The sequence below is a fragment of the Serratia sp. CC22-02 genome, from assembly GCF_900182895.1.
In the GTDB taxonomy this organism is placed as follows: domain Bacteria; phylum Pseudomonadota; class Gammaproteobacteria; order Enterobacterales; family Enterobacteriaceae; genus Serratia; species Serratia nevei.
In genome coordinates this window covers 816,782-829,275 of the sequence record NZ_FXUD01000001.1, presented here as the reverse complement: position 1 = coordinate 829,275, position 12,494 = coordinate 816,782, and the positions used below count along the sequence as shown (strand labels likewise).

The 12,494-nt window shown below is 62.7% G+C and carries 9 protein-coding genes; 4 read left to right on the top strand and 5 right to left on the bottom strand.

What is annotated here, in order from left to right:
* Nucleotides 1-61: 61 nt before the first annotated feature.
* On the top strand, nt 62-703 hold the full coding sequence (locus QOL81_RS04020) for a GNAT family N-acetyltransferase (protein ID WP_213873390.1): 642 nt from the start codon (nt 62-64) through the stop codon (nt 701-703).
* A gap of 11 nt (nt 704-714) precedes the next feature.
* Here QOL81_RS04020 and QOL81_RS04015 read toward each other — a convergent pair whose 3' ends face one another.
* Nucleotides 715-2,130 carry a pyridoxal phosphate-dependent decarboxylase family protein gene (locus QOL81_RS04015; protein WP_070914612.1) on the bottom strand — a complete coding sequence of 472 codons (1,416 nt, stop codon included), beginning with the start codon at nt 2,128-2,130 and terminating at the stop codon, nt 715-717.
* A gap of 102 nt (nt 2,131-2,232) precedes the next feature.
* Here QOL81_RS04015 and QOL81_RS04010 point away from each other — a divergent pair, with 102 nt between their 5' ends.
* Nucleotides 2,233-3,108, top strand: coding sequence for a LysR substrate-binding domain-containing protein (locus QOL81_RS04010; protein ID WP_213873338.1), 876 nt, complete (start codon nt 2,233-2,235; stop codon nt 3,106-3,108).
* On the opposite strand, the gene QOL81_RS04005 is transcribed toward QOL81_RS04010, so the two are convergent.
* Both QOL81_RS04005 and QOL81_RS04000 read right to left on the bottom strand, forming a co-directional pair.
* Entirely contained in the window at nt 3,105-4,490 is a 1,386-nt protein-coding gene (locus tag QOL81_RS04005) for a CoA transferase (RefSeq protein WP_187322536.1), read from the bottom strand. The genes QOL81_RS04010 and QOL81_RS04005 overlap by 4 nt on opposite strands.
* Nucleotides 4,491-4,551: 61 nt before the next feature.
* Nucleotides 4,552-6,735 (bottom strand): glycoside hydrolase, encoded by a 2,184-nt coding sequence (locus tag QOL81_RS04000; RefSeq protein ID WP_213873337.1) that lies wholly within the window; start codon nt 6,733-6,735, stop codon nt 4,552-4,554.
* Between the two features lie 501 nt (nt 6,736-7,236).
* Here QOL81_RS04000 and QOL81_RS03995 point away from each other — a divergent pair.
* Nucleotides 7,237-7,935: an MgtC family protein gene (locus QOL81_RS03995; protein ID WP_025303346.1), complete on the top strand. Its 699-nt coding sequence runs from the start codon at nt 7,237-7,239 to the stop codon at nt 7,933-7,935.
* Nucleotides 7,936-8,178: 243 nt separating this feature from the next.
* Nucleotides 8,179-10,878: a magnesium-translocating P-type ATPase gene (gene mgtA / locus QOL81_RS03990; RefSeq protein ID WP_038876668.1), complete on the top strand. Its 2,700-nt coding sequence runs from the start codon at nt 8,179-8,181 to the stop codon at nt 10,876-10,878.
* Nucleotides 10,879-10,926: 48 nt separating this feature from the next.
* On the opposite strand, the gene QOL81_RS03985 is transcribed toward mgtA, so the two are convergent.
* Nucleotides 10,927-11,700, bottom strand: coding sequence for a DUF3307 domain-containing protein (locus QOL81_RS03985; RefSeq protein ID WP_070914616.1), 774 nt, complete (start codon nt 11,698-11,700; stop codon nt 10,927-10,929).
* 2 nt (nt 11,701-11,702) lie between these two features.
* Nucleotides 11,703-12,299, bottom strand: coding sequence for a hypothetical protein (locus tag QOL81_RS03980; RefSeq protein WP_283439669.1), 597 nt, complete (start codon nt 12,297-12,299; stop codon nt 11,703-11,705).
* Nucleotides 12,300-12,494 lie beyond the last annotated feature (195 nt).

Here is a 12,494-nt window from a genome sequence, read left to right as displayed (position 1 = left end):
GAGACAGAATCAGTATGGGCAGCCAATAGGCGATGCCCTTCCTCATTGGCAGCCGGCAGGCCTGCCCGGGCACAGGTTGCTGCAAGGGCGGTTTTGCCGCCTTGAACCCCTTAGCCTTGAGCGCTGGGGGGATGAGCTCTATCGGGCTTACCAAACCGCCGAGGACGACCGAGACTGGACCTATCTGTTTTGGGAACGGCCGCAGACGCGCGAGGATTTTCAGCGTTACCTCCAGGCTCAGGCGTCCAGCGCTGACAGAAACACGATGGTGGTGGTCGATCAGGCGAACGGGCGCGCCGTGGGGACCTGCGCTTTTTTGCGCATCGATCCCGGCAACGGCGTGGCCGAACTGGGCACCATCAACTGGTCGCCGCTGATGAGGCGCAGCGCGCTGGGCAGCGAGGCGATTTTCCTGATGCTGCGGCATCTGTTTGACGATCTTGGCTATCGGCGCTGCGAATGGAAGTGCGATAGCCTCAATTTGCCTTCGCGCCAGGCCGCCGAGCGTTTGGGGTTCCGGTACGAAGGCACTTTCCGCCAGGCGGTTGTCGTCAAAGGGCGCACGCGTGACACCGATTGGCTATCGATCATCGACGCGGAATGGCCGGCGCGAAACGCCGCCTTTGCCGCCTGGCTGTCGCCGGATAACATCAGCGATGACGGGCGGCAAGCGCGGCGTTTGCAGGCCTTCCAACTCGGATAGCGCCGCGCGCCTTAGGCCGTCTCTGGCAGACAGTGGCGCAGCGAGTCCAGCGCCAGCCGGATGTCCCGTTCCTCCGTCATCCAGTTGACCAGCGCGGCGCGGATCCCCGGCTGATGGTTATAGGTCGTTGGGGTGCAACGCACCACGCCGTGCCGGTTAAGGCGCTCGAGAAAGCGATCGCGCGCCGCTTCGCTGTCGCCCAGCGGGCGGCTGAGCGCGAAGCACACCACGTTCAAATTCACCGGCGCCAGCAAATGGAAGCCGTCGTCGGCCGCTAACGCCGCGCCCAGCGCCTGCGCCAATCGGACGTTGCGCTCGACGATATCCCGTATGCCGCTGCGGCCATAGGCTTTCAGCGTCAGCCAGAGCGGCAGGGCGCGAAAGCGCCGCGAATTTTCCGGCGTCAAATGCAGATAGTTGTCCGGCCGCGGCGTCGGCGCTTCCAGGTAGGCCGAATGGTTCTGAAATACCTGCATCTGCAGATCCAGATGGCGGGTAAATTGGATCGCGCTGTCATAAGGCACGTTCAGCCATTTGTGCGCATCGACGGTGATGGAGTCCGCCTGTTGCCAGCCTGCGAGTCGCGGTGCATACAGCGGCGAACAGGCCGCCACGCCCCCGAAGGCCGCATCGACATGCAGCCAAAACGGATAACGCTCCCGCAGCGCCAGCAGACGCGGCAGATCGTCGAAAGCGACGGTGTTGACCGTGCCGGCGCTGGCCAGCACCAACGTGGGGCGGCCCTCGCCGGCGGCGAGCTGCCGCTCCAGCGCCGCCATATCCATGGCCTCAGACTCCGGCAGGCTGGCGACGGTCGTCAGCGCGTCGCGGCCGATGCCGAGCATGCTGAGCGCCTTTACGCTGCTGGCGTGCGGATTGGCCGCCAGCACCCGGATGGGCCCCAGCGCCGCCAGGCCCCGTTGGGCAATATCCACGCCGTGCTGTTGGCCCAGCCACTGCCGGCCAATGGCCAGCCCGGCGAAATTGGCCATGGTGGCACCGCTGACCAGGCTGCCGCTGAACGCTTCCGGCAGGCCCAGCAGGGATTTCAACTGCGTCACGGCGGCGAGCTCGATCGCCGCGGCGATCGTATCATGGCTGAGCTGGCTATTTTGGTCTGTCACGCTAACCAGCCAGTCCGCCGCGACCGCCGCCGGGGTGCCACCGCCGGTGACGAAGCCGAAATAACGCGGGCCGGCGCTGGCGGAAATGCCCGCCTGATAACGCTGCCAAAAGTCATCCAGCGCCGCCAGGGCGCCTTCACCGTTTTCCGCCAGCCGATCGTCACCGGGTTGCAGCTGCTGTTGCGCGAGCGGTGGGCAGACCGATCGCTGCTGCAGCCCGGCCAGAAAATCTTCCGCCAACTGGCGGGTGTGGTCGAGGATCTGCGGAAACTGTGTAAGATCCTGTTGTAAACGTGGGTGCATGGCGGCTCCGAAAGCATCAGGGATAGATGGCATAAACATAGAACAGTTGCCTGCGGGTCAAAATCGATGAAAAATAACCTTTTTGGATAACCCGGCTAACCAGTGATGAGTGAACGCCTTCCCCTGCATGTCTTGCCGACCTTCGTTATCGCCGCCAGGTTGGAGAATTTGCGCGCCACGGCGCAGCAGGTGCATTTAACGCATGGTGCGGTCAGCCAGCAAATCCAGCTGCTGGAGCAGGCGGTCGGCTACCCGCTGTTTGAACGGCGCGGGCGCGGTGTGCGTCTGAATGCGGCCGGGAAAGAGATGCTGGCGGCGGTAGAGCCGGCGCTGCAGGCGCTGCAGCAGGGCGTTGCCCGCGCCAGGCGCGCCGCGGCAAGCCAGACGCTGCGTATCAGCGTGCTGCCGTCTTTTGCCCATTACTGGCTGTTGCCGCGCCTGCCGGCCTTCCATGAAGCCTGCGCCGATATTGCGCTGGATATCGATGCGTCGCTGACATTGCAGGATTTGTCGCAGCGCGGGTTCGATGCGGCGATCCGCATCGGCAACGGTCAGTGGATGGGGCTGCAGGCACAGCGTATCGCGTCGGGCGATGTGCTGCCGGTCGCCTCGCCGGACATGGCGCGGCAGTGGGGAACGGCATTCGAGAACGGCGGCGATGTTCCCTTGCTGGAGCACGACGTCAGCCCCTGGCGCGACTGGTTCAATGCGCAAGGGCGCTCGCTGTGCGGGCGGCAACAGGCGTTGTTCAACGATGCCGGATTGTTGATTCGCGCGGCCGAGCAGGGGTTTGGCATCGCGCTGGCGAAAAAGTTGCTGGTGCAGGATGCGATCGCCGCCGGGAGGCTGGTGGCGCTGGCCGCGCCCTGTCGCCTGAGCGATGACGACGTTTATCTGGTGTGGCCGCAGACCGCCGGGTTGACGCCGGCGGTCTTGCGGTTGCTGCAGTGGCTGCAGCAACAGTTGGCGGCTATTTAACGGCGCAGCCAAGCCGGCTGCGAGGTGCCGAGCGCGGTCGCCGGCAGCGCCCATTGCAGCGCCGTGCCCTGCAGGCTTAACGGGGCGCGCAGACGTTGTGCGGCGCCCCAGTCGGTCAGTTCCGTTTCCGGGTTTTCGTCGGCGGGGCCGGCCGGCGTCAGGGCTTGCGGCCGATAATGCGCCGGATAGGGATGCGCCAGCAGCAGTTGCGCCGTGCGCGCCAGCGACAGCCTTGCGTGGTAGCCGGTGCCGCGGCTCAGGCGCTGCGCCATACCGGTCAGCACCGCCGCCGCCATCAAATAGCCGGTGGCGTGGTCCAGAGCCTGTACCGGCAGCGGCACCGGCAAACTGGCGCTGCGCCAAACCATGCCCGCCTCCGCCAACCCGCAGCTCATCTGCACCAGGCTGTCAAAACCGCGCCGGGTGCGCCACGGCCCGCTCCAGCCGTAGGCATTCAGACAGACGTCGATCAGGCCCGGCGCCAGCGCGCGTCTTTCCTCCGTGCCATAGCCCAACTTCTCCAGCGCCCCGGCACGGTAGCCATGTACGATCACGTCGGTGTTTCTCAGCAGATGTTCAAACGTATGGCGATCGTGCGCATTGGTCAGGTTGAGGCGCGCGCTGCGCTTGCCCAGCATCACCTCGTGCTCGACGCCGGGCTCATCCCAACCGTAAGGATCGATGCGCAGCACGTCGGCACCCAAACCGGCGAGAAAACGGGTGGCGATCGGCCCGGCGAGAATGCGCGTCAGATCCAGCACCCGCACGCCGTGCAGCGGCCGGGCGATGGGCAGCGCCCAACCCGGCGGCGGCGCTTCCGGCTGCAGCGAGGTGTGGATCAAGGGTTCGAGCGCGACGCTCTTGCCCTGAATATGTTGCCGCCACGCGGCCGCCGAGCGCATTTGGGCCGCACAGCCGCCGGCTTCGATCACTGCTTGCTCCAGCTCGCTCTTTTTCCAGCTCAGCACGCGCGCCGCCAGCGTGCCTTTGTCCGATGCCGGGCCCAGCACCTGTTCCACCGCTCGCCGATGGTGCGGCGCATTGGTATGCAGGCGTATCCAGCCGTCTGCTGTCTCGTAGTCGCCGGCCAGGGCGTCCCAGACCGCAGGCAGCGTCCAACCCAGAGGACGCAGCGTCCAGCCAAACCAGAGCGAGGCCAGGCGTTGATCGACCCAGACCTGCGGCGCTTCGGTTGCCTTGCGGCGAAGCAATTCGGCGCAGGCCAAACCGGCGGCGCTCCAGGCGGCGGTAGCCAATTCGGTGACGGGAAAAGCCGAAGGCAATGCGCCGGTACCGCTTACGGTTAACCGGTCGCAGGGCGCCGGGCGTTGCTCCAGGCTTTGCCAAATCTCGTCGAGCAGAGTGTGGATCAGAGGCGTCATCGGCCACTCCTTGCGGGTCGTCGGAAATATAGCCTAGCGTAGCCCACCGCCGGCGACCTTGCTAAGGCGCAACGTCGAACGTGCGGCCGTCGGCCAGTTGGGCGCGCAGGCTGTGGGCCGCTACGCCGGCGAACGGCTGCTCGCTGAAGTTGGCGGTCAGCGTCGACCCGTCGCTAAACGTCGTCTGTTGCACCCAGCCGTCCCGATCGAGCCAGCGGAAGTCGGTCAGCGCTTTGTCCCACAGGGCCTGATGCAGCGGCCGGAAGGCGGCGTCGGCGCGTTTGATCGCCGGCAGGCGGGCCGCCAGGGTGGCGCGGCTCAGATGGAACATCGGCGCAGTGTTGTACAGCTGGCTGAGCAGACTGCGGGTGGTCTGAACGTCGCTGAACTTCAGATTGTCGTAATTCCAGTGGTGGCTGCTGACGATCGCATCGTGGAAAACGGCCTGGTACAGCGGCAGGCGGTAACGCGGATCGAATTCGACGGTGCGGTAGGGCTGTTTCACCTTGGCGGGGCGGAAGAAAAACGCCGGTTGGGCGTTGGGCCACCAGGCGCCGAGATAATAGGGCGAGGATTTATCCTGATTCATCTGTTTATCGCCCCAGCCGAATCCCCAGGTTTCCATGCCGTGGGCGAACATCAGGCTGCGGGCGGTCACCGCATTGCCGTCCTCCGAGCCGAGCGGCAGCTTAAGGGTGGCGCTGAACCAGGCCAGCCTGGCGTTGCGCGCTTCGGCCATTTGCGCCGCGCCGGTCGGGTGGTCGGGCTGATAGTCGTCGGAGACCATGCCGGTGCCGTCCACGTCGAGAAACAGGCTGTTCAACCCGGCCAGTTGCACCAACTCGCGCATGCGCCGTTGAGAATAGGGCAGGACGCAGCCCGGATTGAGGTAGTAACCCTGTTTGCCGAAGCCGGGTTTCTTGCTGCCGTCGGCGCGCACGATGGCGCAGGTTTCCCGCAGCGCCGTCGGCAGTTGCGCGGTGAGCCAGCTGTCGTTCACGCCGCGTGGAATGGCGGTATCGTAGGAGTCGTAGCTGGCGATCAGATAGCCGGCCGCTTTGGCGGCGGTTACCGCCTGCGGGTGCAGGAAGGCGGCGGTCCAGTTATCGGTGCCCAACCACAGGCGCGGCAAACCCGCCTGCCGCAGCGCATCGATCACCGGTTTGGCCAGCCCTTGCCCCCAACGGTCCACCGGGGTTAACCAACGCCCCAGCTCTCGCTGTGCCCGCTCCCGCACCGCAGCGGCCTGGCGCTGCTGTGCCTGCAGAAAATCGGCGTCATCCGGCGTGGCGCCCAGCGGAATTTGTGCCGTCAACGCCTGGTTGATGCCGTCGATCAGGGGCTGTTGCTGCCAGCCCTCCGGTGTTTTGCCCGTCAGCTGCAGCAGGAGCTTTCTGCTCTCGGTATCCATTTGTTGCCGCAGCCCGGCGGCGGCCGGAGAGGCAAGGTAGAGCAGCAACCCCGGCCAATCTTTGACGTCTTCCGCCGCCAGCAGTTTGTCGCCCCACAGGTAGACATGGGTGGCACCGATCAGCTTTTCGCCTTCGGGCGCCTGCTTTATCTTCTCGCGCAGGCTGCTGAACTGGCCGCTTTGTTGCAAATAGTCGCGGTAGCGGCGGGCGCCGGACAGCGGGGTGTCGCCGACGTGCAGCAGCACCTCGAATGCCTGCTGTTGGTTGAAGCGGTTGAACTGATGTCCGGCGCGCATCTCCAGCTTTTCCTGCGCGGCGGCGAAGGTGACCCGGTTGCTGAACGGCGTCAACATCAGCCAGCTGTAGACCTTGCCCTGGTATTGCTGGCTCCACAGCGGCAGCTTCAGATCCCAGTTGGTATCCAGCGGCGTCATTTCCGCCGTCAGGTAATGGCGCCAGACCGCGTCGTCGAGCGGAATGCGGCTGCCTTCGCCGATCGGCAGCAACAGCGTTTCCGCCTGCGGCGGCAGGCGGTACCAGTTCAGAAGCTGTGGCCGGTCGCTGCTGAAGCTCAGGCGCAGATCGCCGTCCTCCAGCCTGGCGCTAACCTTGACCGCGCTCTGTGGCCAGCGCCAGCTGGCGCGTTGTGGCGACGCAGTGAGATCCGCCACCGGTTGCGCGGGCTGCGCCAGATTGACCGGCACAGCGCCGGCGGCAACGCGCAGCGTGGCGGGATCGAGTTCAAACTGCACGTCGCCTTGCTGCAGCAGCAGGGCATCGGCGGGAAAGCTGACGAGCAGCGCGAGCGCGAGCGGGGAAAGCCGGTGTTTCATCGGGGGCGTCCTTGAAAGATGAAGGGGGACAGTTTACCGATAAGCGCACTGGCGCCCAACGTTGTCGCTGCCTATTTGTGACATCGAAATATGATCGCGGTATTCCAGTTTATTTTTCGTTTAATAAATTAGCCTTTACTTCATTACCTGACGTCACTATACTCAGCCAAAATTTCGGTGGAGAAACCCAATTGGACAGTTGTAGTTGTAATAAAACAAATAAGGCAAGCTGACCAATTCTCTTCTGATTTGTTGCTTGCCGTTATCGGCGGGCAGCACCCCTCTCCAGTTATTCCTGAGCTGTGCATACCCGAATAAAAAACGTGTCCTGAGGCCTGGCGGTTTCAGGTGAATTGAGTTGGACGTTATTATGGTATTCTGCAGCCACAGCCTTTTCCCTCCAGGCACAGCACGCTGATTCGCTGATTTATTTTCGGCGCGACTTTGCGTGTGCTAAACAGCACATGATTTTATCTCCTGCGGTTAATTAAGGGGACAGTCATGGCTATGACTCCTTTCGTTTTAAATTTATTGCTGGCAATGTGCCTGGGCGCAGTGATTGGCGCCGAGCGCCAGTGGCGCCAACGTATGGCCGGCCTGCGCACCAATGCGCTGGTAGCGACCGGCGCGGCGGTCTTTATTCTCAGCTCCATGTCCACCGATCCGGCCAGCGCCGGCCGCGTGGCCGCGCAGATTGTCTCGGGTATCGGCTTCCTCGGCGCCGGCGTTATCATGCGGGAAGGGCTGAACATTCGCGGCCTCAACACCGCCGCCACGCTGTGGTGTTCGGCGGGGATCGGCGTCCTGTGCGGCCTGGGCCAGCATTGGGATGCGGTGGTCGCCACGCTGGTGATCCTGTGCGCCAATATCCTGCTGCGCGAAGCCGCGCAGCGCATCAACCTGCAGCCGCACCAGCAGGCGACCGATCTGGAACTGTGCTATCGCATTCAGGTGACCTGCGGCGAACAGGATGAAATTCTGGTGCGTACCCTGATTCTGCAGGCGCTGAACGGCGTCGCCTTGCGGCTGCAGTCCTTGCGCAGCGCCGATATTTCCAGCCCGGGGCAATTGGAAGTGTGCGCGGAAATTACCGCTACGCCGGCTGCGCAAAAAGAAATTGAGGGTATTGTCTGCCGCGTCAGCCTGGAAAAAAGCGTGAGTGCCGTTCGCTGGCGCGTCGCATCTGAATTACCGGTCTGATTAATTATATAAATATTTACTAACTTGATTATATGTTCAGGTTTATTCAGGCACGCCTGAATAACGCGGAACATTAAGGAGGCGTTATGGACGATGACCCCGGAAGGGAAATGATTTCTGCGTGGCTGACAGGGTAATCACGCTATTCAGTCACGCTAATTAAAAAATTCCACTCTGCGCACAGTCACCTGTTTATCGGGCGGGATATCCCTGTGCGCAGAACGAAAATAAGAGAATAGCGTTATGACTCAGATTAATGAAAGAACGCGTCGCCGTGATAAAGACGCGGTGACCTACGCCATTGCGCAAGAGGCGACCAACAGCATCGCCCAAACGCTGGCGAACCTTAAGTGCAACCGCAACGGCTTGACCCAGGACGACGCCGATGAGCGGTTGGAGCAGTTCGGCGCCAACCAGGTCGCCCACGACAAGGCGCCGCATGCTTTGATTCAGCTGATCAAGGCCTTTAACAACCCGTTTATCTTCGTGCTGATGGTGCTGGCTGCGATCAGTTTCTTTACCGATTATTGGCTGCCGCGCCAGAGCGGTGAAGAAACTGAACTCACCGGCGTTATTATCATTCTGACCATGGTCACGTTGAGCGGGCTGCTGCGTTTTTGGCAGGAATACCGCACCAACAAAGCGGCGGAAGCGCTGAAGTCGATGGTGCGCACCACCGCCACGGTGCTGCGCCGCAGCAGCTACAGCGCGCATCCGCTGACGCTGGAAGTGCCAATCCGCGAACTGGTGCCGGGGGATATCATTCAGCTCTCCGCCGGTGACATGGTGCCGGCCGACGTGCGTCTTATCGCCTCGCGCGATCTGTTCATCAGCCAGGCGATTTTGACCGGCGAAGCGATCCCCATCGAGAAATACGATGCGATGGGCAACGTGGCGCAGAAGTCGAGCGACGGGGAGGTATCCAGCGAGAACGCGCTGCTTGAGCTCTCCAATATCTGCCTGATGGGCACCAACGTCGCCAGCGGCACCGCCACGGCGGTGGTGGTGGCGACCGGCGGACGCACTTACTTCGGCTCGCTGGCCAAGTCGATCGTCGGTTCGCGGGCGCAAACCGCGTTCGATCGCGGGGTGAACAGCGTCAGCTGGTTGCTGATTCGCTTCATGCTGGTGATGGTGCCGGTGGTGTTGCTGATCAACGGCTTCACCAAAGGCGACTGGAGCGAGGCGGCGCTGTTCGCACTGGCGGTGGCGGTTGGTCTGACGCCGGAAATGCTGCCGATGATCGTCAGCTCCAACCTGGCGAAAGGGGCGATCGCCATGTCGCGCCGCAAGGTGGTGGTGAAGCGCCTGAACGCCATTCAGAACTTCGGCGCCATGGACGTGCTCTGCACCGACAAGACCGGCACCCTGACCCAGGACCGTATCATTCTCGAGCACCACATCGACGTCACGGGCGCCAGGGATAACGAGGTGCTGCACCTGGCCTGGCTGAACAGCTTCCATCAGAGCGGCATGAAGAACCTGATGGACCAGGCGGTGATCCGCTTCGGGCGCGGCAAACCGGGGATCGAAGCCCTGGGCCGTTTCAGCAAGGTGGATGAGCTGCCGTTCGACTTCGTGCGCCGCCGGCTGTCGATCGTGGTGGCGGACGAAAATGGCAAGCAGCAGCTGATCTGTAAGGGTGCGGTAGAGGAGATGCTGGAGATCGCCACTCACGTGCGTGAAGGCGACAAGACGCTGGAACTGGACGACGCGCGCCGTGCGGCGCTGCAGGCGCTGGCCCGCGAGTATAACGAAGACGGTTTCCGCGTGCTGGTGCTGGCGACGCGCGAGCTGGACGCGCAACGCCCGGCCGACCCGCTGAGCGTGGCTGACGAGCGCGACATGGTGGTGCAAGGGCTGCTGACCTTCCTCGATCCGCCGAAGGAGAGCGCGCAGCAGGCGATCGCCGCGCTGCAGGAAAACGGCGTGACGGTGAAGGTGCTGACCGGCGACAACCCGGTGATCACCTGCAAAATTTGCCGCGACGTTGGGCTGGAACCGGGTGAACCGCTCTCCGGGCTGCGAATTGAACAGATGGATGACGAAGAACTGGCGCGCGAAGTGGAGCAGCGCACGGTCTTCACCAAACTGACGCCGCTGCAAAAATCGCGGGTGCTGAAAATGCTGCAGGCCAACGGCCATACCGTCGGCTTCCTCGGCGACGGCATCAACGATGCGCCGGCGCTGCGCGACGCCGACGTCGGCATTTCGGTCGACACTGGCACCGATATCGCCAAGGAGTCGGCGGACATCATCCTGTTGGAAAAGAACCTGATGGTGCTGGAAGAGGGGGTGATCAAAGGGCGCGAGACCTTCGGCAATATCATCAAGTACCTGAACATGACCGCCAGCTCCAACTTCGGCAACGTGTTCTCGGTGCTGGTGGCCAGCGCCTTCATCCCGTTCCTGCCGATGCTGGCGATCCATCTGTTGATTCAAAACCTGATGTACGATATTTCCCAGCTGTCGCTGCCGTGGGACAAGATGGATAAAGAGTTCCTGCGCAAGCCGCGCAAGTGGGACTCCAAAAACATCGGGCGCTTTATGCTGTGGATTGGGCCGACCTCGTCAATCTTCGATATCACGACGTATGCGCTGATGTGGTACGTGTTCGCCGCCAACAGCGTGGAACACCAGGCGCTGTTCCAGTCCGGCTGGTTCATTGAGGGGCTGCTGTCGCAAACGCTGGTGGTGCATATGCTGCGCACCCAGAAGATCCCGTTCATTCAGAGCACCGCGGCGCTGCCGGTGTTGCTGACCACCGGGTTGGTGATGGCGCTCGGCATCTACATTCCGTTCTCGCCGCTCGGTGCCCTGGTTGGCCTGCAGCCGCTGCCGTGGGAATACTTCCCGTGGTTGGCCGCTACGCTGGTCAGCTACTGCGTGGTCGCGCAGTTGATGAAGCGTTTCTATATCCGCCGCTTCGGCGAGTGGCTCTAAGCCGCCTCGGCGTTCACTTCGGGGGCGAAATTCTTCGCCCCCGCACCCCTACAGCAGTTTGTTGACCAGCAGGCCGAGCATGATGGTCAGCGTGAAGGAAAACAGCGTGCCGAGCAGCACATACTCGGTGCGCATCTTATCGTCGCTCTGGCGCAGATCGCCGAAACGAAAGATAGATTTGGCCGCCAGCAAAAAACCGATCGCCGGGATTTGCCCCAGCAACACAAAGGTCAGGATCAGCGTTCTCTCCAGATAGCCAATCTGTTTGCCCGCGCGCAGCAGCGAGTCGTTGTCGGCCTTGGCCGAAGGCGGCATTTGCGGCGTCCAGCGCGCCAGCAGCTGCCCGATCAGCAGGCTCATCGGCAGATAAATCAGACTGTAGGCCACCAGCACCAGGCCGGTTTGCCAACGCCCCAGTTGCCGCCCCAGCGCAGCGAGCAGTTCACCGGCGTTCGGCGTCAGCCCCAGCCACAGCAAGGCGATCACCGCCAGATGCAATCCCTGATCGAGCAGGAAACTGCGGGCCGGGCTCAGGCGGCTCATCGCGGTGACTTTCAGCAGATCGATCAGGTAGTGGCTGACGGCGATGACCAGCAGGCTGGCCAGCACCTGAAGTGAGGAAAGCCCGCCGTGCAGCAGGCCGAAACCGGCCACCACCCAGGCGGCCAACACCCCGTGCAGCAACGCGTGCAACACCAGAAAACGTGAACGTGCGCGATGTTGGATTTTATCTTCCACCCAACTCAGCGGCTGCAGCGGAAAATCCGCCAGCAGATGGACGAGCAACAGCCAGGCCAGCAAGGGCGCATAGGTCAGATCCATAGTCAGACGATCCTGTTAATGGCGTGAATAAACCGCATGATTTCCTCGTAGGCCGCGCGTTTTAGCGCGGCGGAGACCGTGGAGGCGGCTTTCTGCAGCTGCTCCGCCACGGCGGCGCCGCTGTCGGCGAACATTCTCGCCTGAACGATGCGCGCTTCGGCCTGTGACAGGCGGCCAATCACATGATCTAACATCGGCAGCAGATCGCTGACAATGGCGTTTGTCCGATCGTTGTCGGTTTTCAGAGCCAGCCGGCAATTTTTTGCCATGGCGTCCAGCGCGCTGCCGGAGTTGATAAAGGCGCTGCCGTAACCGGCGGCGTCGGGCCGTTGGCTGCCCAGCCCGATGGCGATGCGCGCATCCCAGTGCGCGGCACCCATCGCCCGCAGCGCGAGGCGAATGTACACCGCCAGCAGCAGCCCGTCCTCCGGGGCGGCCCGCGCCTGAAAGGCATCGCCGCGAAAGATTTCCACCTGATGCAGCCGCCCGTCGCGCCGTAGCCGATCGAGCAGGCTATGCAGCCCATTGAGGTAGTTGACGGTGTCTGACCGGCGAGAATCGACCAGATCGCCGCTGATAACGCTGATTGGCGTCGGCATGGCGTGTTCCGTTGTTTGCAGAGGGATGACTATAAATTCGCACCTGGATACGAATATGTCAATAATTCGCCTGTGGATACGAATTTATCAGGTTTTCGCCTGTGAAGACGAAATGAAGCAGAGTGGGGAGTGGGGGATGAACGGCCGGGAATGCGCGGGCCTGTCAGGCTCGCCACCGGCGGCGTAGGGGGAAAG

Bases quoted from the DNA above. Each gene is read 5' to 3' on its own strand.
- QOL81_RS03980 (WP_283439669.1), bottom strand. From the start codon at position 12,299: ATGCCGACGCCAATCAGCGTTATCAGCGGCGATCTGGTCGATTCTCGC.
- QOL81_RS03995 (WP_025303346.1), top strand. From the start codon at position 7,237: ATGGCTATGACTCCTTTCGTTTTAAATTTATTGCTGGCAATGTGCCTG.
- QOL81_RS03985 (WP_070914616.1), bottom strand. From the start codon at position 11,700: ATGGATCTGACCTATGCGCCCTTGCTGGCCTGGCTGTTGCTCGTCCAT.
- QOL81_RS04015 (WP_070914612.1), bottom strand. From the start codon at position 2,130: ATGCACCCACGTTTACAACAGGATCTTACACAGTTTCCGCAGATCCTC.
- mgtA (WP_038876668.1), top strand. From the start codon at position 8,179: ATGACTCAGATTAATGAAAGAACGCGTCGCCGTGATAAAGACGCGGTG.
- QOL81_RS04005 (WP_187322536.1), bottom strand. From the start codon at position 4,490: ATGACGCCTCTGATCCACACTCTGCTCGACGAGATTTGGCAAAGCCTG.
- QOL81_RS04000 (WP_213873337.1), bottom strand. From the start codon at position 6,735: ATGAAACACCGGCTTTCCCCGCTCGCGCTCGCGCTGCTCGTCAGCTTT.